Source organism: Streptomyces sp. NPDC030991 (assembly GCF_055571235.1).
Window position 1 is genome coordinate 40,646 of sequence record NZ_JBVIFR010000023.1, and the last position, 19,101, is coordinate 59,746.

Here is a 19,101-nt window from a genome sequence, read left to right on the forward strand (position 1 = left end):
GAGCACCCCCGGATGGGATCAGCGGCGACTGTACGACGACACGTAACCCGGCGCCGGCGACCCGACCCCCGTCACGTCGTCATAACCCCGGACCGCCTTCAGCGACGCGTCGTCACCCAGGCTGCGTACAGACGTGAGCAGCCCCTCGGACGCGTCGACCCCGTTGGCGAAGTCGACACGCGCCACGGCGAGGTCACCCTTGACCGGGTGGTCCGTCACGTCGTGGTAGACCCGCGACCCGTACCGGTCGTAGATCGCCGGGTTGGCGAACCCGATGGCCCGCCCGCCCCGCGACTGCTGCGCGAGCGCCTGCACACCCGCGATCACCGGCGCCGCCAGCGACGTACCGCCGATGCGGTACTCGTCGTAGCCGAGGGAACCGTCGGGCAGGGTCTGCGTCTGGCCCACCAGGAAACCGGTGTTGGGGTCGGCGATCGCGGAGATGTCCGGGACGACGCGGTGGACGCCGCCATTGGCCCGCGCCAGCGAGTTCGGCACGACGCCCTTCTGGTAGAAGGGCTGCGCGACGGTCCTGCTGGTGCCGCCGCCCGCACCTGAGGTGTACGCCCCCGGGTAGTCGGTCCAGCTCTTGCCGTCCGCCGAGAGGTTCGACTTCAGGGTGCCCCAGCCGGTCTCCCACTGGTACGTGTCACCCTTGCCGACGGCCAGCGACGTACCGCCGACCGCGGTGACCCACGCCGAGTTCGCGGGCGTGTCGACCTGCTTCGTACCGGTGTTGGCGACCTCGTCGCCGTTGTCGCCGGAGGAGAAGTAGAAGCCGATGCCCTCGATCGCGCCGAGCTGGAACACCTGGTCGTAGGCGGCGGCGAGCTGCGGCGTCTGGTTGGCCTCGATGTCGCCCCAGGAGTTGGAGACGATGTCGGCCAGGTGGTTGTCGACGACCTTGCTCAGCGAGTCGAGCAGATCGTCGTCGTAGCAGGACGCCCCGCCGACGTACGTGATGTCGGCCTTCGGCGCCACCGCGTGCACGGCCTCGACGTCGAGGGTCTCCTCGCCGTACCAGCCGGCCGCGCCGCACTCCTCGGTCCTGGTGTACTCCGCGGGGAGGACCTGCTTCAACTGCCCCTTCGCGTACGGCGCGTCACCGTGCTTGGCCGCGTACTTCCTGGCGTCCTGCGCGATGGTCGGCGAGGCGTACGCGTCGGTGATCGCGACCCGCACCCCCTTGCCGGTGGCCTTGCCCGCACCGTAGGCGGCGCGCAGCTGCTTGCCGGTGTACCCCTTGACGGCGTACGGGACCTTCTTGCCGCCCGCGGAGGGCAGGGACGTGGCGACGTTCGAGCCGAAGTAGGAGGAGAACGGGCCGGAGTTGCGGTACACCGCGTCCGGCGGCGGGAGTTCGTCCTGGTGGTCCGCCTTGTGCGGGGCACTGTCCAGGCCGGTGACGGTCAGTACGGCGCCGTCGAGCGAGCCGGGCACGGAGGCCGCGCCGGAGGGGGCGCGGTAGGTGTGCTTGCCCTTGGCGTAGTTGTGCAGCTGCGTGCCGAACGCCTTCTCGGCGGCGGCCACGTCACCCGACACGGATATGTAGTGCGCGGCGGTGCCGGTCACGGTGAGGCCCGACGATTCGAGCCACTTCGTGACCTCGGACAGCTGCGCCTTCGTGGCGCCGAACCGGGCCTGCGCCTCCTTGGCGCTCAGGTACCTGCCGTACGAGGCGGACGACGGGTCGGACACGGCCTTGGCGTACGCGGCGAGCCCGGCGGCGTCCCGGCCGGCGAGGTAGACGCGGGCGGTGACCTGGCCGGCGTCGGCGGTGGCGCCCTTGTCGGCCGCGCCCGTCGCCCACAGCGGCTTGGTGCCGGTGAGGGTGGTGCGGCCGGTGTCGGCCTGGGCGGCCGGAGCGGCGAGGGCGATCGCGCCGGCCAGCAGCGGCAGTGTCGCTGCCAGGCTCAGGCCGGCGCGGGTGCGGCGTGCGCCGCGGATGGATCTCATGGAACCCCCTGGTCACATGGGACCCAGGGGCTCGTGGAGCCCCCGGGTCAGGTGCACGTGTAATGCACACGCAGAGGGCCCCACTCTCGCCAGGAACCGTTCACGCCGGGGGAATGGATCGCTCAAGAAGACGTCAAGACATCTCAAGTCCGGTCGAGATCAACCGTTTTGACCGCAGGGCCGGAGGGGCGGGCGCTTGTCAGGGGGTCGCGCCCCGGTCCTTCAGCATGCCCGTCATGAGGTCGATCTCCGACTGCTGCGAGGCCACCATGGAGCGCGCGAGCCGCCGCTCGGCCCCGACCGCACACCGTTTCAGGCACCCCTCGGCCATGTGCACCCCGCCCTTGTGGTGGGCGATCATCAGCCGCAGGAACATGATCTCGGCCTGCCGCCCGTCGGCCCTGCCGAGCCGGCCGAGCTGCGTGTTGGTCGCCATGCCGGGCATCAGCGCGCCGTCCTCACCGGCCGGCGCGTCCGCCATCCCCATCCACGCCATCGGCGGTTTCGCCGACACCTTCGGCAGCTCCCACAGGTCGAGCCAGCCGAGCAGCATCCCGCGCTGGTTGGCCTGGGTCTGCGCGATGTCGTAGGCGAGGCGGCGCACCTCCACGTCCTTGGTGCGGTCGCGCACGATGTACGACATCTCGACGGCCTGCTGGTGGTGCACGGCCATGTCCCGCGCGAACCCGGCGTCCGCGGACTCGGCCGCCGGTACCTTCAGGTCGGCGGGCCCGCTGTCCCCGTCGGCGGCGGCATAGGTGACCGCCCCCGCGGCCACGGCGACCGCCGCGGCCACGGAGACCAGCCATCCGGTCCTGCGCCTCACTGGGACAGGCCGCCCGTGCAGGCGGCGCCCGGCTCAGGGGTCTGCTTGCCCTGCACGAACGTCGAGAAGAAGGACGCGACCGCCGGGTCGGACGCGCTCTTGACCGTGCGCTGATGGCCCCAGGCGCTGAGCATGATCGGGTCCTTCTGGTCCCGCACCGGGCTCATCAGCGAGTACGGCGTCTGCTTGACCTTGGCGCCGAGGGCCTTCACATCGGCGTCGGCGGCCTTGTCGTTGTACGTCACCCAGACCGAGCCGTGCTCCAGGGCGTGCACGGCGTTCTCGTTCGCGATCGCCTTGCCGTAGACGTCGCCGTTGCAGTTCATCCACACCTGGTTGTGGTCGCCGCCGACCGGCGGGTTCATCGGATAGGTGACCTTCTTGGTGACGTGGTTGCGGGCGAGCTTCCCGCTCCAGGTGCCGACGCCGTCCTTGTCGTACGAGAAGTGCCCGGACGCCCCCGAGCCGGACTTCGCGTCGGCCTTCCCGGAGTCGTCGTCACTCTTCGTCACCGCCCAGGCGCCTACTCCTATCAGGGCCGCGACGACGACCGTGCTCACCGAGACGATCAGGATCCGGCCGCGCCGGGCGCGAACGCGCTCGGCACGGCGCATCTCCTCTATACGGTCCCGGCGGTCCTGGTGCGGAGCGGCGGAGGTCTTCTTGGCGGAACCCATGGAATGTCCTTCTGGGAAAAGGATGAGACGGGCGAGCCCGCTGATCGTAGTGGGCGAGACGGCCTTCGTGGGAGGTGCTGTCGTCGGTCCGGCGTACTGCAGGCACTATGGCCATGGGGGGTGCAGCAGGCACTATGAACACGACACCGGCCGATCAAGGACGATCATGGTCGGCAACGTGTACGAAACGGGCGTGTGGTGGGATGTGACCGGGCCCTTCGACGTCCCCGGAGCAAGCGGCCTGACCAGCAAGGATGGGTGGAAGCGGAAGATGGACAAGCAGCAGGAATTCGTGCTCCGGACTCTTGAGGAGCGCGACATCCGGTTCGTACGTCTGTGGTTCACGGATGTGCTGGGCTTCCTCAAGTCGGTGGCCGTGGCCCCCGCCGAGCTGGAACAGGCGTTTGACGAGGGAATCGGCTTCGACGGCTCTGCCATCGAGGGCTTCGCCCGGGTCTACGAGTCCGACATGATCGCCAAGCCGGACCCGGGCACGTTCCAGATCCTGCCCTGGCGCGCGGAGGCCCCCGGCACGGCCCGCATGTTCTGCGACATCCTGATGCCCGACGGCTCCCCGTCCTTCGCCGACCCGCGCTACGTCCTCAAGCGCGCCCTGGCCAAGACCTCCGACCTCGGCTTCACCTTCTACACCCACCCCGAGATCGAGTTCTTCCTCCTCAGGGACAAGCCGCTCGACGGCTCGCGCCCCACCCCGGCCGACAACTCCGGCTACTTCGACCACACCCCGCAGAACGTGGGCATGGACTTCCGCCGCCAGGCGATCACCATGCTCGAATCGATGGGCATCTCGGTCGAGTTCAGCCACCACGAGGGCGCCCCCGGCCAGCAGGAGATCGACCTCCGCTACGCCGACGCGCTCTCCACGGCCGACAACATCATGACGTTCCGCCTGGTCATGAAGCAGGTCGCGCTGGAGCAGGGGGTCAACGCGACCTTCATGCCGAAGCCGTTCTCGGAGTACCCGGGCTCGGGCATGCACACGCACCTCTCCCTCTTCGAGGGCGACCGGAACGCGTTCTACGAGTCGGGCGCCGAGTACCAGCTCTCCAAGGTCGGCCGCTCCTTCATCGCGGGCCTGCTGAAGCACGCCGCCGAGATCTCCGCCGTCACCAATCAGTGGGTCAACTCCTACAAGCGCATCTGGGGCGGCTCCGAGCGCACGGCCGGCGCGGGCGGCGAGGCCCCGTCGTACATCTGCTGGGGCCACAACAACCGCTCGGCGCTCATCCGCGTGCCGATGTACAAGCCCGGCAAGACGGGCTCGGCCCGCGTGGAGGTCCGCTCGATCGACTCCGGCGCCAACCCCTACCTCACCTACGCCGTCCTCCTCGCCGCCGGCCTCAAGGGCATCGAGGAGGGCTACGAACTCCCGCCGGGCGCCGACGACGACGTCTGGGCCCTCTCCGACGCCGAACGCCGCGCGATGGGCATCGAACCCCTCCCGCAGAACCTCGGCGAGGCCATCGCCCTGATGGAACGCTCGGAACTGGTCGCGGAGACGCTCGGCGAGCACGTCTACGACTTCTTCCTCCGCAACAAGAAGCAGGAGTGGGAAGAGTACCGCTCCGAGGTCACGGCGTTCGAGCTCCGGAAGAACTTGCCGGTGCTGTAGGCGCAGCTCAGGAGCTGCCGCGCCCAGTAGAACCAGTGGGGCCGCCGGTCGAGAACCGGCGGCCCCACTGTGTTGTGGCAGGAACCTGGGCCGGTGTGGGCCGTGAGTGGCCTATCCGGCCACTCTGGGGGAGCCTCAGTCGCGGCTGCGACGCAGGCCGACCTACTTTTAGGCGCTGGCCTGGACGCCCTGTGCATTCGCGGTCGAGCATGCGGAGGCGCGGGGGCGACACCCGTGGTCACCACTGACCAGCCACATCCAAGCAACTGGTTCGGATGTGAGGCCAAGCCCGTACTGCCATCGGACGTCGCCCAGGGAGCGGCCGACTTGCTGGCTTCATGCGTTCTGCCCCTTGAGCACGCTCTTGGCAAGGTCCTCGACGGACCGGCGCAGCTCTCGCTCCGAGACCAAGTCCTTGGGGCCAAACCGTTCGACGTAGAGCATCGCTCCATTTCCGACGTCTGCGGTGAGTTGAGCCTTCCAATCGTCGCCGTACACGACTTGGCGGGCGGCGGCACGTCCCTCGATCAGAAGTGGCTCAGCCTTCTCCGGGATCACGTCGGTGCCGTCTACGGTCTGCTGCAAAGACGCTGCGGTGGGGTAGAAGGCAACTATGAACCCAGCTGGGTCATCCGCATCGTCCTCCGTCAACATCAGATAGCAGGAGGAACCACCCTTTTCCTCGGCCGTAGGGGATGCCTCGTTGATGCTGAGCTGTTGCTGCATCGAACCACTCACGAGCTTGCAGACGCTTTTCTTGCTGACCCCGGAAATGACCGGAGTCCTGTCAGGCGTCGAAGCGTCTGCGGACCGAGAGGTGGATGTAAGGGTGTAGCCGAGACCGGCGCCGACAGCGACAGCGATCACCGCGGTTAGGGACAAGATCTTCGCTGTTGGGCCCCGGCGGCTTGTAGTGAAAGCCGCGTCTGCGGCCGGACTGCTGACGGCAGTTGGGGTGTTTTCGCTGGACATGGCGAGAGCATCACATCGGCGCACTAGCCACTGCTGTTGCGATGCGTGATCGTTACGAGTCAGCCGGCAAGTCATCGGCTTTGGAAGCTTAGATGCTAGAGCGACCATTTTCAGGCTGACCTGCGGTGGCACGGTCTCGGCGTCCGGTTGGCCACTGGGCTGATTCCCGTGTTCCCGGTGGTTTCCTACAGGATCTGGCACACATGTGGCACGCTCCTCCCCTCCCTGACTGCAAGTCACTGTGCGAGGTCACTGTGCGAGGTCGCGGTGCGCTCCAGTGGATGCATCTCGTCGTGCAGGGTGTGCGGTCGTCAGCAACGACCCGCGATGGACCTGAATTGCCGTGAATCATGCGAGAGTTGATCGCTACCATCGGTTCACTGGACCCAAACGGAGGGAAGATCGTGGAGCCGACGCTCATTGCCTTGGCCAGCGCAGGTGGTACGGCCGTCGTATCTGCCATGGCAACAGACGGCTGGGAGACACTTCGCTCAGGCGTCGTTGAGCTGTGGCGTCGATTCCGCCCGGACTCCGCTGCCGAGCTGGAGCGAGACCTTGAGACATCTCGTTCTGCACTGCTGGCCGCTCCTGATACGGAGTCCCAACCCATCCGTCAGGCTCTCCAGTCCGCCTGGCAGGGGCGCATGCTGACGCTCTTCCTGGAGGACAGGGCCGCCGCGACAGAGTTTGAAGGCTTGCTGTCCAGACTCACGGAAGCCAGGTCACACCGGACGAGCATCACCTTCAACGCCGAGGCTAGTGATCACGGCCGGGTGTACCAGGCAAGCGGGAACCAGTTCATCAGCGAGCGATGAGCGCTAGGTAGGACGATGACGAAGGCCGCGGGTCGGCGTGACGAGGAAGGTTCTCGGCGGAGCATGTATGGCCATGCCGAGGGCGACGGGCGTGTGTACCAGGCTGGGCGCGATCAACATGTGACAGTGCACGTGCATGGGGAGCAATCACAGCCTCAGTCGTATGGGAGTGTTCGCAACGCACTTGCACCGCTCCACGTTCTACTCCAACTCGTGGGCGCACTTGGTTTTGTAGTGGGTGCCCTTGTAGTTGCCATAACCTTTCAGAAGGCATTGTTCAACACTCTGTTCTTTCAGGGCTGCGGCATCGTGGCTGCGAGCCTGGCACTAATGATGGTCGTTGAGCGACTCTTCACAGGCCGCTGGCACAGGTGGTCACGCCCCCGCAAGCGAGCATCGTGAACATAGGCACACCTCAGGTCCCACATCTGTGGAGGCCGATAGACAGAGGCTCCTGATCCGCTCGGGCTATTTCCTCTTGCCCTGGGTCTTGTCGGAGATCTTGGGACCTGCGTCGAGAGCCTGGCGTTGCCGTTCCGTGGGTTGGGGCTACGTCTACCTCTGTGCCGTCGCCGGTGACGTCCTGCGCGTTGAGGTCCGGATTGCTTCCTTACGCGCTCATGGCTTCAGGCTCCACAAGGGAGCCGCGTACTGCTCCGGTCGGCTGTCGATGAGGAGTCGGCGCAGGTCTTCACGGTGTGCGCCGCTGAGGTGCAGGATCTCTGTGAGGTGGCGGAACGTCGTGTGGGTGACTCCGCGGGTTCGGGCGTCGGCCTCGAACCGGGTGAGTTGGGACAGCACCGACTCAGTGTCGAGCTTCACCGCGTGCTGCTCTTTGAGCCGGAGAGCCTTGTTCCGCTCGTAGTCGATTTCGGAGAAGCCGCAGACCTCGCTGCTCAGCGTCTCCGCCTCGTCCAGGGTGCTGGTCGACATGAGAGCGCGGGCCAACTCGTTGCGGTTCACCGCCGCGTCCAGGTCGACCTCGTGGAGCGTCGGGCTTTCGTCGGTGAGCGGGATGGGCAGGCCGGCGTCTCGGACCTCGCAGGTGCCGCGTACGCCTCGGGCTGCTGCTACGAGCATGCCTGTTGCCTCTGAAGGGTGCCACTCCAGGACCCGGCTGATCTGATCCGTGTCCGCCGCGGTGAAGGTATGGACGAGCGGGCCGAGTATGCCTCGCAGGTCCTGGTGCGACAGCTCGCCGTCCAGGCCGGGGCCTGCGACCAGCAGACGTACGGGGGCGTCCACCTGGCAGCACGCTGCCAGTGCCAGGGAATCGGCGAGTGGGCTTTTCAGCGTCGGTTCATCGCCCCGGGCCAGCACGTCGCCGCCGACGTCGAGGAGATCGATCGACGTCGGCCTGAGGCGGGTGACCAGGTCTTCGAGCTGGTGCGTGATGCCCTCGGCGCCGTGCCGCGGGTCGATCAGCGCGAGGGTGTGCGGGAGTTCCGCCGCAAGCCGGGGGAGTGTGGAACCGGCCGGTGCGATCGGACGGGCCTTCGCCGGTACCTTCCAGACGGCCGGGGTGAGCGGTTCGAGGCCGGTGAAGTCGTCGGCTCTCCGGGGGCCCGGTACCGGGTCGACCAGCAGGCGGTCCCACGCGTACGTGAAAATCACCGCCTGGTCGCCCTCCCCGTACAGGGCCGTGTGAAGCATCGCGGCGGCGACAGCGTCGCCTCCGCCTCCTGCTGCGACGATCAACCGCGTCATGACCCCAAGACTAGAGGTTGGGCCCTTGACCGATCATGATCGACCGCTACCCGTGTGAGGAGTCGCCGCGTCTCGGTGTGATGATCCTGCAGCCGGCTCCGGAGTCCGTATCCCGGGCTCGCGATGGTTCCGTAAGGTCATCGCCCCGTACAACCCGGTCTGTTCGGTCGACGACTGCGTATTGATGATCTCGGAACTGGTGACCAATGCCATCCGGTACGGACGGGCGGATGAACCGTGGCTCGTGCGGGTGGAGTGGTTTCGTGAGGAGACCTCGCTTCGGGTCGACGTCCACAACCCTGGCTTTCCCGCGAACGTGAGGCTCCGGCATCCGGACGCCGATGACGCGCACGGGCGCGGGCTGTTGCTCGTCGACGCGATCGCCGAATCGTGGCACTCAGGACCCAGCCGCTTCGGCGGGACGGTGATCTCCTTTGTCGTCGCCGATGCCTGGCCGTCGTGAGAAGGGAACGCCTTCCGGCGGAAGGCTCGCCGAGCCCTGGCGGGGGCGGCAGGATGATCAAGCACCGGCACGGATATGGCACCGGACGGACGGCCGAGCCAAGCGGAAGCGGACAGCGAAAAGACCCGGTCGATGACCTGGGCCTTGGTTGTGAGGCCCGAGCAACAAGAAGCAGGAGTGGCAGGAGCGCCACTCCGACGTCACGGCGTTCGAGCTGAGGAAGAACTTGCCGGTGCTGTAGTCGCAGGTCAGAGAGGCCCCTGAGTCGCCGGCCGAGATGTCTGATGTCCTGGCCGGCGCTGCTCGGGGGCCTCGTCGGTCAGCTCTGCACCACGGCGAAGCCTTCGCGGCGCATTCGTTCGCCGCCCCAGGCGCCGAGCGGCCCGAGTGCCTGGTTGAGCGTTCGCCCCTGCTCGGTCAGGGAGTACTCCACGCGTGGCGGCACCTCGGCGTAGACCTCCCGGTGCACAAGCCCGTCCTCCTCCATCTCCCGCAGGTGCTGGGTCAGCATTTTCTCGCTCACCCCGGGCAGACCACGCCGGAGTTCGGCGAAGCGGCGTACGCCATGGGCGTCGAGTTCCCAGAGGATCAGCCCCTTCCACTTGCCGCTCACCACGTCGAGCGCGGCGTCGATGCCGCAGATGTACGGCCCGTTCCTCGGCGCCTTGGCCATCCCTGGTCCCCTTACTAAAAGGTAAGTACCGCAGAAAATAGTAGGTACTTCCCAGAGTAGTGGCGCTCTTCGAGCATGGAGCGGTGAACGACGAACAGCACCACACCATCAGACAAGGCAGCGCCGCCACCGTGATCGGGCTCGGCCCGATGGGTCAGGCGATGACCCGCACCCTGCTCGCCGCCGGACACCCGGTCACCGTCTGGAACCGCACGGCCGGCCGGGCCGACGGCGTCGTCGCCGACGGAGCGACGCTCGCGACGACGCCAGGAGAGGCGGTCGAAGCGAGTGACCTCGTCCTCCTCAGCCTCACCGACTACCGGGCGATGTACGACATCCTGGACAGCGCCGCCGCATCGCTGACCGGCCGCACCCTGGTCAACCTGAGTTCCGACACCCCCGACCGCACCCGCGAAGCGGCATCCTGGGCAGCGGGCCACGGCGCCGCCTTCCTCAGCGGCGGTGTCATGGTTCCGGCGCCGATGGTCGGCAGGGAAGCGGCCCACGTCTACTACAGCGGCCCCGGCGAGGTGATGGAGAACCACCGGTCGGTGCTGGCGCTGCTCGGTGCACCGAAGTACCTGGGTGCGGACCCGGGCCTCGCCCAGATGATGTACCAAGCCCAACTCACGGTGTTCCTCACCACCTTGTCGGCACTGATGCACGCCACCGCGATGCTCGGTACCGCGGGGATGAAGGCCCAGGAAGTGCTGCCGGAGCTGCTCTCCTCCGCCGACTCGATCGGTGCCATCCTGCGGGCCGGTGAGGAGCGCCCCGGCGCCGCGCTGGATGCTGGAGAGCATCCCGGCGACCTCAGCACGGTCGCCATGATGGGCGCCACCTCCGACCACATCGTCGAGACCAGCACGGCGCTCGGGCTGGACCTCGCGCTCCCGCTGGCCGTGCGGGCCCACTACCGGCGCGCGATCGAGGACGGGCACGGCGGCGACAACTGGACCCGCATCATCGACGGCATCCGGGCACCGCGCTGACCGCCGACGGGAGGGGCCCGCGAGGGCCGTGGCCGGCGCGGGCCCCTACAGCGCGTCCCGCAACGGCACGGTGGCCCGTCGCCGGTACTCCTGGATCGCCCAGCCGTTGCCGTCCGGGTCCGTGAAGTACATGAACGTGCCGCCGTCGTCGGCGCCGAAGCTGACCGGTTCCGAGACGTCGAGGCCGCGCCCGGTCAGTTCTTCGCGGGCGGCCTTGATGTCGCTGACGACGAGCTGGAGGCCGTGGTACGTGCCGGGGGCGGGCGTGCCCGTGCGGAGGGGGACCCCCGCGGAGAGCATGATCGAGCAGCCCGAGCCGGGCGGGGTCAGCTGGACGATGCGGGAGCCGGGCATCAGCTCGCGGTCGACGTCGCAGCGGAACCCGGCCTTGTGCACGTAGAAGTCCTTGGCCCGGTCGATGTCCGAGACGGGCAGCGGGATCACTTCCAGGGTCATGTCCATCGGTCAAAGGTAGGCGGGGGACACCGCGGCGGCCAGGAGTCGGTGCGGGGCGCCCGTGCCGTCGGCCGGGACCGTGTACAGGTCGGCTCCGTAGTCGCCGGGCAGCGCGTACGTCAGGTGGCCGTCGTCGCTCCACACCGCCTGATCGTCGACGCTGCGGGGCTCGGCCAGCGGAGTCTCCCGCATCGTGGCCAGGTCCAGTACGTACAGGCGCCAGGGCGCGTCGACGGGCAGGCCGTGGACCCGCTTCTTGTACGCGATCCGGGTGCCGTCGGGGGAGAGGGAGGGGCACTCGACGTTCCGGTGGAGGGTGGTGACCGTGCGGGCGCGCAGGTCGCCGCGGACCAGGTACGTACTGCCGTGCGTGCCGAGCGTCGCGTAGAAGTGCCGGTCGTCGGGGGTGAAGGTGACGCCCCAGAAGTTCGCGTCGGCCGCCCGGTACGGGTGCCCGTCCTTGACGATCCGGTACGCCTCCAGGGAGGGGGTCAGTCTCCCGGTGGCCGTGTCGAGGACCGCCGTACGGGTCGAGAAGTTCGTGCCTGCGTAACTGTCGCCGCCGACGAACGCCGTCCACGCCGCGTACCGCCCGCTCGGTGACACCCGGGCGCGTGAGGGGATGCCCGGCACCGGATAGTGCCGCTTCTCGTGCAGGCGGGCGTCGAGGACCGTGGCCCGGTAGGTGTCGGCGAGGGCGCCGTGGACCGCCTGGAGGCAGATGCCGGTGCCCGAACTCGCGGAGAAGCGGAGGCATTTGACCCTGCTCGCGGTCACCGTGCGCGGGCCCCCAGGGGCGCTCCCCGGTGTCGACGCGAGCTCGTCGCGGTGCGGGCCCCACGCCATGTTGCGGAAGACCAGGTGCGGGGTGCGGGGCGTCAGCCCGACCGCGCCCGCGGTGACGGCGGGGCCGCCGGGCCGGGCCTGGTTCCTGCGGTCGGCGCGCGCCGAGGCGTGCAGGACCGCGGCGGTCGCCACGGCGGCCAGGGCGAGCACCGCCGCGGTCAGGATCATCAGCTTGCCGCGGGTGGTCAGGCCGGTCGTCATGCGTTCGCTTTCGTACGGGGAAAGGGGCGAAGGGCGTACGACACCGCGCCGCACGCCGCGAGCAGGACCGCCGCGACCGTCAGCGCCGTGCGGTCGCCCCACGCCGTCCAGGCCGCGCCGAACCCGAGGGAGCAGCAGAACCGCGCCGCCGCCTGCCCCGTCTGCACGACCGCAAGGCCCGACGAGCGCCGGTCCGCGGGGAGCCCGGCGGAGGCCGCCGCCATGAGGACGCCGTCCGTCGCCGCGTAGAACGTGCCGTGGAGCAGCAGCACGGCGTAGGGCAGCGCCGCGCTGTGGGCGTGGGTGAGGAGAAGGGCGTACACGGTGAGCAGGGCCAGGTGGCCGCCGAGGAAGACCGGCCAGGCGCCGACGCGGTCGCAGAGGCGGCCGAGCGGTGCGGCCAGCAGCAGGAACGCCGCCGCCGTCCCGAGGGGGAGAAGCGCGAACCACCGCTCAGGTACGCCGAGTTGTCGCTGGAGGATGAGATAGACGAAGGCGTCGCTGACGGTGGCCAGGCCGAGAAGCGTCGCGCATGTCGTCGGCCTGATCAGATGGCCCCGGCCGAGCCGGAGATTCAGCCCCTTTGGCGATCGAGGAGCCGGGTCCGGAGCATCGACCCGTGACCCCGCCCGTGCCCCCGGCACGAACAGCACCAGCACCACCACGCCCAGCGCGGCCACACAGAAGCTCACCGTGAACACCGCGTCGTACCCGTCCACGGTGTGGCGCAGGATCAGGAACGCCACCAGGGGACCGAGCAGCGCGCCCGCCGTGTCCATCGCCCGGTGCACGCCGAACGCCCGGCCCCGCGCCGACGGTTCGCTCGACAGGGAGATCAGTGCGTCGCGCGGCGCCGTGCGCAGGCCCTTGCCGGTGCGGTCGGCCGCGAGGACGGCGCCGATGAGGGGGAGTGAGGCGGCGACCAGGAGCAGGGGTTTGCAGAGCGCGGAGAGGCCGTAGCCGAGGACCGCGACCGTCTTGTGGCGGCCGCCGCCGCTGTCCGCGAAGCGCCCGCCGGCCAGCCGGACCAGCGCCGAGAACCCGTTGTAGACGCCGTCCAGGAGGCCGAAGCCGAGCGGGCTGAGGCCGAGCCCCGCGACGAGGTACAGCGGCAGCACGGCCGTGACCATCTCGGACGACACATCGGTGATCAGACTGACCGTGCCGAGCGCGAACACGGTGGGGCCCACGGCGCGCCGCCGCCCGGCACGGGGCCGGGCGGCGGGCTCCGCGGACGTCGGCGCCGCCGGAGCGGCGGCGCGGCTGTCCGCTACGTACATGTCATGAGGTCCAGACGCCGGTGATGTCCTTGGCGCCGGCCGCGTTGCCCGCGTGCGGCAGACCGTGCATGTCCTCCAGCGTGCGCAGCAGGTCGTAGTGGTTGTACGTCGTCGAGGACGTCGAGCCGGGGGTGACGCGCTGGCCGTAGAGGACCGTGGGGATCTTGTTGCCGCTGAGCCGGTTGTCCTCGTCGAAGGTGACGACCAGGAGGCTGTTGTGGGTCCTGGCCCACGCGGCGTACGCGCCCAGTGCGTTCTTCAGCCAGGTGTCGCCCGTGGCGACCGAGCAGTCGTGCATGTCGCTGCACAGGTCCGGTACGACGAAGGAGACCTGGGGGAGCGTCGAGAAGTCCGAGGGGAACTGGGCGAAGGTCTTCGCCGAGGACGCCGGTACGTTGCTGAACCCGAACCACGGGTTGTGCTTGCGGGCGTAGTCGCCGGAGGAACAGGTGGTCGAGCCCTGGCTGGGCAGGCCCTCGTTGTAGCTGCCCCACGTCTTTCCGGCGGCGATCAGCTCCGAGGCGAGATTGGGCGCCGAGGAGAAGCCGGGCGAGTAGCAGCTGTCGTCGGTGACGCCCTGCGTCGAGCCGGAGAACAGGGCGAAGTAGTTGGGCTGGCTGGGGTGGGTCTCGGCGTACGAGGCCGTGAGGTTGGCGCCGCCCGTTCTGAGGCTGTTGATGTAGGGCGCGCCGGACGCGCCGATGACCTGGCTGTAGGCGTGGTTCTCGAAGACCACGACGACCGTGTGGTCCGGGGTGGGCACGGGGGCCGCGGCCTGCGCGGGGGAGGTGCCGGTGAGGCTGAGCCAGCTGCCGGTGGCGGCCGCCGCCAGGGCGAGGGCCGAGGCGACGGCTTTGCCGCGGGTGCGGCCGGGGAACGATCTGCCGGACACGTGAGACCTCCGAGGTGGGAAGAGGTGACCCAGGGGGATCCTGACGGTGCGAGGCGAGCATGCACACGCCAAGAGACCCCCGTGTCGCGACTTCCCACCCGGATGGGTGAAGCGTGGGTGAACGCCCGGGGCCGACGGACGGCTCAGCGTTCCGACAGCGGCGCCGGCGCCTCCTGCACCGCCCACCCGTTGCCGTCCGGGTCCGTGAAGAACATGAACGAGTTCCACTGCGCGTCGCCGGGGCCGTCCGCCCAGCCCTCCGCCCCCGCGTGCTGCACCGCGCTGACCTCGACGCCCCGCGCCACCAGCTCCTCGCGCGCCGCCGCGATGTCGGTGACGCACAGCTGGAGCCCGGTGAGCGTGCCGGGCTCCGCGCGCGACTGGCCCGGGGCGCCGGGCAGCCCCTCGGCCAGCGAGATCGAACAGCGCGAACCGGGCGGCGTCAGCTGCACGATGCGGATGCCGGGCGCGACCTGCGCGTCCACGTCGACCTTGAAACCCACCTTGTCCGCGTAGAACTCCTTGGCGCGGTCCACGTCGGAGACGGGGACGACGATCACTTCGAGGGTCCACTCCATGAGCTGTCCTTCCGGTAGTGCCGGGGCCGGTACCGCATCCTCCCGCCCCCGGTGCGCAGGCGCACGGGGTCGTCGCTCATCGATGGCGCGGAGACGGCAGTACGCTCATGGCCAGCGTGTGATCGAACAGGAGGACGGGATGTCGGTGCCGCAGGGGCGCAGGAGCAGTACTTTCACGCGGCTGCTGCGGCACGGGTTCACCGACCCGTCCGGGGCCGAGCGGCTGCTGGACACCCCCGCCCTGTCCGCGGTCCGCTCCGACCCGCTGCTCCTCGACGCGCTCGGCGCCACCGCCGACCCCGATCTGGCGCTGCTCGGCCTGGTCAGGCTGGTCGAGGCGCAGGAGCGGGCGGGCGGCGACGCGGCCCGCCGGGAGCTCCTCGACACGCTCATCACGGCCAAGCCGCTGCGCGACCGCCTCCTCGCCGTCCTCGGCGCCTCCGAGGCCCTCGCCGACCACCTGGCCCGCCACCCGGCCGACTGGCAGGCACTCGTCACGTACGAGCACAGCGATCTGCACCCCGGCGTGGAGGAGTTCGAGCGGGGGCTGGCGGACGCCACCGACCCCGACGCGCTGCGCGTCGCCTACCGGCGCTGCCTGCTCTCCATCGCCGCCCGCGACGTGTGCGGCACCACCGACCTCGTGCAGACCGCCGCCGAACTGGCCGATCTGGCGACCGCGACCCTGCGCGCCGCCCTCGCCATCGCGAGCGAGGCGGCGCCCGCCGACGCGGCGCTGTGCCGGCTCGCCGTGATCGCGATGGGCAAATGCGGCGGCCACGAGCTGAACTACGTCTCCGACGTCGACGTCATCTTCGTCGCAGAGGCCGCGGAGAGCGCGTCCCACACCGAAGGCGCCGACGAGGGCAAGGCGATCCAGGCCGCGACCCGGCTCGCCTCCCACATGATGCGGATCTGCTCCGAGACCACCGTCGAGGGCACGATCTGGCCGGTCGACGCGAACCTGCGCCCCGAGGGACGCAACGGCCCGCTGGTGCGCACCCTCTCCTCCCACCTCGCCTACTACCAGCGCTGGGCCAAGACCTGGGAGTTCCAGGCGCTGCTCAAGGCCCGGCCCGTCGCCGGCGACGCCGAACTCGGCGCGGCCTACGTGGAGGCCGTCTCCCCGATGGTGTGGCAGGCCGCCGAGCGCGAGAACTTCGTGCCCGACGTGCAGAAGATGCGCAAGCGCGTGGTCGCGGGCATCCCCGCGGGCGAGGTCGAGCGCGAGCTGAAGCTCGGGCCCGGCGGCCTGCGCGATGTCGAATTCGCCGTCCAGCTCCTCCAGTTGGTGCACGGCCGGGCCGACGCGTCACTGCGCAGCGGTACGACCCTCGACGCCCTGGCCGCGCTCGCCGACCGCGGCTACGTGGGCCGGGTCGACGCCGCACAGCTCGACGACGCCTACCGCTTCCTGCGCACGCTCGAACACCGCATCCAGCTCTACAAACTGCGCCGCACCCACCTCGTCCCCGAGGACGACGCCGACCTGCGCCGCATCGGCCGCTCGATGGGCATGCGCACCGAACCGCTGACCGACCTCGCCCGCGCCTGGAAGCGGCACACGTCCGTCGTGCGCAGGCTGCACGAGAAGCTGTTCTACCGCCCCCTCCTCGACGCCGTCGCCCAACTCGCCCCGGGCGAGGCCCGGTTGAGCACCGAAGCGGCCCGGGAGCGGCTCGTCGCACTCGGGTACGCCGATCCCAGCGCGGCCCTGCGCCACCTGGAGGCCCTCTCCTCGGGCGTCTCCCGCAAATCGGCGATCCAGCGGACCCTGCTCCCGGTGCTGCTCGGCTGGTTCGCCGACTCGGCCGACCCCGACGCGGGCCTCCTCGGCTTCCGCAAGGTCTCCGACGCCCTGGGCAAGACGCCCTGGTACCTGCGCCTGCTGCGCGACGAGGGCGCCGCCGCGGAGAACCTGGCCCGCGTCCTGTCCGCCGGCCGGCTCGCCCCCGACCTGCTGATGCGCGCGCCGGAGGCCGTCGCGCTGCTCGGCGACCCGTCCCCGGGCTCTCGCACCACCGCGAGCTGGGGAGGCCCCACCGGTCTGCAACCGCGCCCGCGCGCCCAGCTGGAGCAGGAGGTGCTGGCCGCGGTCGGCCGGGCCGACGGCGCCGAGCAGGCGGTGGCCGCGGCCCGCGGGGTCCGCCGGCGCGAACTCTTCCGCACCACCGCGGCCGACATCATCGCCTCCTACGGGACCGAGGAGACCCCCGCCGTCGGCGACCAGGGCGCCCTCGTCGACCGGGTCGGCTCGGCGGTCTCCGACCTGACGGCGGCGACGCTCTCCGGGACCCTGCGCGCGGTCGTCAGGGACGGCTGGGGCGAGACGCTCCCCGCCCGGTTCGCGGTGATCGGCATGGGGCGCTTCGGCGGCCACGAACTGAGCTACGGCTCCGACGCCGACGTGCTGTTCGTGTACGAGCCGCGCGACGGGGCCGACGACCACGAGGCGGCTCGCGCGGCGAACAAGGTCGTCGCCGAGATGCGCCGCCTGCTCGCCCTGCCCAGCGCCGACCCGCCGCTGCTCATCGACGCGGACCTGCGCCCCGAGGGCAAGTCGGGCCCGCTCGTGCGGACGCTCAAGTCCTACGAGGCGTACTACCGCCGCTGGTCCCTCGTCTGGGAGTCGCAGGCCCTGCTGCGCGCCCAACCCGTCGCGGGAGAGGCCGAGTTGGGCGACGCCTTCATCGAACTCATCGATCCGCTGCGATACCCGGCCGAGGGGCTCGGCGACGACGCCGTGCGCGAGATCCGCCGGCTCAAGGCCCGCATGGAGACGGAGCGGCTGCCCCGCGGCGCCGACCCCACCCTGCACACCAAGCTGGGCCGCGGCGGCCTCTCCGACGTCGAGTGGACGGTCCAGCTGCTCCAGCTCCAGCACGGCTGGGCGGAGCCAGGGCTGCGCACCACCCGGACCCGCGAGGCGCTGGCCGCCGCCTGCGCCGCGGAGCTGCTGCCGACGGAGGACGCGGCCATCCTCGACGAGGCGTGGGTCCTGGCCACCCGGGTGCGCAACGCGGTGATGCTGGTGCGCGGCCGGGCCGGCGACACATTCCCCTCCGACGGGCGCGAGCTCACCGCCGTGGGCCGGTACCTGGGGTACGACCCGGGGCACGTCGGGGACATGCTGGACGACTACCGCCGGACCACCCGGCGGGCCCGGGCCGTGATGGAGGAGCGCTTCTACGGGGCGTAGACGCGGGGCGCCGCCCGCCCGGCCACCGAGCGTGGCAGGGAGTGGGGCAGCGCCCCGTACCAGAACCGCACCACCAGGAAGCCGAACGCCAGGCAGAGCATGCCGCCCACCGCGTCGAGCCAGAAGTGGTTGGCCGTGGAGACGATGACGACGAGGGTCAGTGCCGGGTACAGGAGACCGAGCACCCGCACCCACGGCACCGACGCGAGCGCGAAGATCGTCAGGCCGCACCAGAGCGACCAGCCGATGTGCATCGACGGCATCGCCGCGTACTGGTTCGACATGCTCTTCAGGTTGCCGGAGGCCATCGAGCCCCACGTCTGGTGGACGGCGACGGTGTCGATGAAGTGGCCGCCGGTCATCAGCCGCGGCGGCGCCAGCGGATAGAAGTAATAACCGACCAGCGCCACGGCGGTGGTGGCGAACAGCACCAGACGCGCCGCCGCGTACCGGCCCGGATGGCAGCGGAACAGCCACACCAGCACACCGATCGTGATGACGAAGTGCAGTGTCGCGTAGTAGTAGTTCATCCCCACGATGAGCCAACTCACCGAGTTCACCGCCGAGTTGACGCTCTGCTCGACGGCGATCCCGAGGTGCTGCTCCACGCGCCAGATCCAGTCCGCGTTGCGCAGCGCCTCGGCCCGCTGCTCCGGGACCGCGTTGCGGATCAGGGAGTAGGTCCAGTAACTCACCGCGATGAGAAGGATCTCGAACCAGAGGCGGGGACGCCGTGGGGTGCGCAGGCGGTGCACGAACCCTGACACGCCGTGCTCCGCCCGCCCGTCGCGATCGTCCGCGATGGGTGACGTGGTGGGCCCCTCTCGGCCTTCCAGTGTCGTCACGGTCGTTTCACCCATAGGCACAGAGTCTGCCAGATATCGGCCCTGCGTCCGATCATCCCTCGGTCGGGTTCCCGGCGCATCCTCTACGCC

16 protein-coding genes and 2 pseudogenes are annotated in these 19,101 nt (G+C 69.9%); 6 read left to right on the plus strand and 12 right to left on the minus strand.

Annotated features, from left to right (window positions below):
• Window positions 1-18: 18 nt before the first annotated feature.
• The 3 genes from ACZ45E_RS32545 to ACZ45E_RS32555 all read right to left on the minus strand — a co-directional run bounded on the left by ACZ45E_RS32545 (window position 19) and on the right by ACZ45E_RS32555 (window position 3,459).
• Window positions 19-1,956 (minus strand): S53 family peptidase, encoded by a 1,938-nt coding sequence (locus ACZ45E_RS32545; protein ID WP_468227768.1) that lies wholly within the window; start codon window positions 1,954-1,956, stop codon window positions 19-21.
• A 199-nt stretch (window positions 1,957-2,155) separates the two neighbouring features.
• Entirely contained in the window at window positions 2,156-2,782 is a 627-nt protein-coding gene (locus tag ACZ45E_RS32550) for a DUF305 domain-containing protein (RefSeq protein ID WP_468227771.1), read from the minus strand.
• Window positions 2,779-3,459 (minus strand): DUF3105 domain-containing protein, encoded by a 681-nt coding sequence (locus tag ACZ45E_RS32555; RefSeq protein ID WP_468227774.1) that lies wholly within the window; start codon window positions 3,457-3,459, stop codon window positions 2,779-2,781. The genes ACZ45E_RS32550 and ACZ45E_RS32555 overlap by 4 nt, the downstream gene beginning before the upstream one ends.
• A 271-nt stretch (window positions 3,460-3,730) precedes the next feature.
• On the opposite strand from ACZ45E_RS32555, the gene ACZ45E_RS32560 reads away from it, so the two are divergent.
• The gene (locus tag ACZ45E_RS32560; protein ID WP_468227984.1) at window positions 3,731-5,092 is read left to right on the plus strand and encodes a glutamine synthetase family protein; all 1,362 of its coding nucleotides are present in this window, start codon (window positions 3,731-3,733) and stop codon (window positions 5,090-5,092) included.
• A 336-nt stretch (window positions 5,093-5,428) separates the two neighbouring features.
• Here the strand turns inward: ACZ45E_RS32560 and ACZ45E_RS32565 are convergent, their stop codons facing one another.
• Complete coding sequence (locus tag ACZ45E_RS32565; RefSeq protein WP_468227776.1) at window positions 5,429-6,064, minus strand: hypothetical protein; 636 nt, start codon at window positions 6,062-6,064, stop codon at window positions 5,429-5,431.
• Window positions 6,065-6,423: 359 nt separating this feature from the next.
• Here ACZ45E_RS32565 and ACZ45E_RS32570 point away from each other — a divergent pair, with 359 nt between their 5' ends.
• A complete protein-coding gene (locus tag ACZ45E_RS32570; RefSeq protein ID WP_468227779.1) occupies window positions 6,424-6,879 on the plus strand; it encodes a hypothetical protein in 456 nt (151 codons plus the stop codon).
• 618 nt (window positions 6,880-7,497) lie between these two features.
• Here ACZ45E_RS32570 and ACZ45E_RS32575 read toward each other — a convergent pair.
• Window positions 7,498-8,586, minus strand: coding sequence for a DUF1152 domain-containing protein (locus ACZ45E_RS32575; protein ID WP_468227782.1), 1,089 nt, complete (start codon window positions 8,584-8,586; stop codon window positions 7,498-7,500).
• Between the two features lie 80 nt (window positions 8,587-8,666).
• On the opposite strand from ACZ45E_RS32575, the pseudogene ACZ45E_RS32580 reads away from it, so the two are divergent.
• Together ACZ45E_RS32580 and ACZ45E_RS32585 are read left to right on the plus strand one after the other, a co-directional pair.
• Window positions 8,667-9,049: pseudogene (locus tag ACZ45E_RS32580) on the plus strand (ATP-binding protein).
• A gap of 163 nt (window positions 9,050-9,212) precedes the next feature.
• Window positions 9,213-9,290, plus strand: a pseudogene (locus ACZ45E_RS32585) (glutamine synthetase); the annotation flags it as partial.
• Between the two features lie 78 nt (window positions 9,291-9,368).
• On the opposite strand, the gene ACZ45E_RS32590 reads toward ACZ45E_RS32585, so the two are convergent.
• Window positions 9,369-9,722, minus strand: coding sequence for a winged helix-turn-helix transcriptional regulator (locus ACZ45E_RS32590; protein WP_468227783.1), 354 nt, complete (start codon window positions 9,720-9,722; stop codon window positions 9,369-9,371).
• Between the two features lie 83 nt (window positions 9,723-9,805).
• On the opposite strand from ACZ45E_RS32590, the gene ACZ45E_RS32595 reads away from it, so the two are divergent.
• Window positions 9,806-10,714, plus strand: coding sequence for an NAD(P)-dependent oxidoreductase (locus ACZ45E_RS32595; RefSeq protein ID WP_468227786.1), 909 nt, complete (start codon window positions 9,806-9,808; stop codon window positions 10,712-10,714).
• Window positions 10,715-10,759: 45 nt separating this feature from the next.
• Here the strand turns inward: ACZ45E_RS32595 and ACZ45E_RS32600 are convergent, their stop codons facing one another.
• From ACZ45E_RS32600 to ACZ45E_RS32620, 5 genes are all read right to left on the minus strand, one after another.
• Window positions 10,760-11,176, minus strand: a complete 417-nt coding sequence (locus tag ACZ45E_RS32600; RefSeq protein ID WP_468227789.1) for a VOC family protein — start codon at window positions 11,174-11,176, stop codon at window positions 10,760-10,762.
• 3 nt (window positions 11,177-11,179) lie between these two features.
• The gene (locus tag ACZ45E_RS32605; protein ID WP_468227792.1) at window positions 11,180-12,217 is read right to left on the minus strand and encodes a TolB family protein; all 1,038 of its coding nucleotides are present in this window, start codon (window positions 12,215-12,217) and stop codon (window positions 11,180-11,182) included.
• A complete protein-coding gene (locus tag ACZ45E_RS32610) occupies window positions 12,214-13,497 on the minus strand; it encodes an MFS transporter (RefSeq protein ID WP_468227793.1) in 1,284 nt (427 codons plus the stop codon). The genes ACZ45E_RS32605 and ACZ45E_RS32610 overlap by 4 nt, the downstream gene beginning before the upstream one ends.
• A gap of 1 nt (window position 13,498) precedes the next feature.
• On the minus strand, window positions 13,499-14,389 hold the full coding sequence (locus ACZ45E_RS32615) for an alkaline phosphatase family protein (RefSeq protein ID WP_468227796.1): 891 nt from the start codon (window positions 14,387-14,389) through the stop codon (window positions 13,499-13,501).
• A 143-nt stretch (window positions 14,390-14,532) separates the two neighbouring features.
• A complete protein-coding gene (locus ACZ45E_RS32620; RefSeq protein ID WP_468227799.1) occupies window positions 14,533-14,967 on the minus strand; it encodes a VOC family protein in 435 nt (144 codons plus the stop codon).
• Between the two features lie 139 nt (window positions 14,968-15,106).
• On the opposite strand from ACZ45E_RS32620, the gene ACZ45E_RS32625 reads away from it, so the two are divergent.
• Window positions 15,107-18,166 (plus strand): bifunctional [glutamine synthetase] adenylyltransferase/[glutamine synthetase]-adenylyl-L-tyrosine phosphorylase, encoded by a 3,060-nt coding sequence (locus ACZ45E_RS32625; protein WP_468227802.1) that lies wholly within the window; start codon window positions 15,107-15,109, stop codon window positions 18,164-18,166.
• Here the strand turns inward: ACZ45E_RS32625 and ACZ45E_RS32630 are convergent.
• Window positions 18,154-19,026, minus strand: a complete 873-nt coding sequence (locus ACZ45E_RS32630) for a phosphatase PAP2 family protein (protein WP_468227804.1) — start codon at window positions 19,024-19,026, stop codon at window positions 18,154-18,156. The two genes, ACZ45E_RS32625 and ACZ45E_RS32630, sit on opposite strands and share 13 nt — an antisense overlap.
• Window positions 19,027-19,101: the final 75 nt, after the last annotated feature.

Coding starts and splice junctions, on each gene's coding strand:
- ACZ45E_RS32545 (WP_468227768.1), bottom strand. CDS start 1,956: ATGAGATCCATCCGCGGCGCACGCCGCACCCGCGCCGGCCTGAGCCTG.
- ACZ45E_RS32555 (WP_468227774.1), bottom strand. CDS start 3,459: ATGGGTTCCGCCAAGAAGACCTCCGCCGCTCCGCACCAGGACCGCCGG.
- ACZ45E_RS32560 (WP_468227984.1), top strand. CDS start 3,731: ATGGACAAGCAGCAGGAATTCGTGCTCCGGACTCTTGAGGAGCGCGAC.
- ACZ45E_RS32565 (WP_468227776.1), bottom strand. CDS start 6,064: ATGTCCAGCGAAAACACCCCAACTGCCGTCAGCAGTCCGGCCGCAGAC.
- ACZ45E_RS32575 (WP_468227782.1), bottom strand. CDS start 8,586: ATGACGCGGTTGATCGTCGCAGCAGGAGGCGGAGGCGACGCTGTCGCC.
- ACZ45E_RS32590 (WP_468227783.1), bottom strand. CDS start 9,722: ATGGCCAAGGCGCCGAGGAACGGGCCGTACATCTGCGGCATCGACGCC.
- ACZ45E_RS32600 (WP_468227789.1), bottom strand. CDS start 11,176: ATGGACATGACCCTGGAAGTGATCCCGCTGCCCGTCTCGGACATCGAC.
- ACZ45E_RS32605 (WP_468227792.1), bottom strand. CDS start 12,217: ATGACGACCGGCCTGACCACCCGCGGCAAGCTGATGATCCTGACCGCG.
- ACZ45E_RS32610 (WP_468227793.1), bottom strand. CDS start 13,497: ATGTACGTAGCGGACAGCCGCGCCGCCGCTCCGGCGGCGCCGACGTCC.
- ACZ45E_RS32620 (WP_468227799.1), bottom strand. CDS start 14,967: ATGGAGTGGACCCTCGAAGTGATCGTCGTCCCCGTCTCCGACGTGGAC.
- ACZ45E_RS32625 (WP_468227802.1), top strand. CDS start 15,107: ATGTCGGTGCCGCAGGGGCGCAGGAGCAGTACTTTCACGCGGCTGCTG.
- ACZ45E_RS32630 (WP_468227804.1), bottom strand. CDS start 19,026: ATGGGTGAAACGACCGTGACGACACTGGAAGGCCGAGAGGGGCCCACC.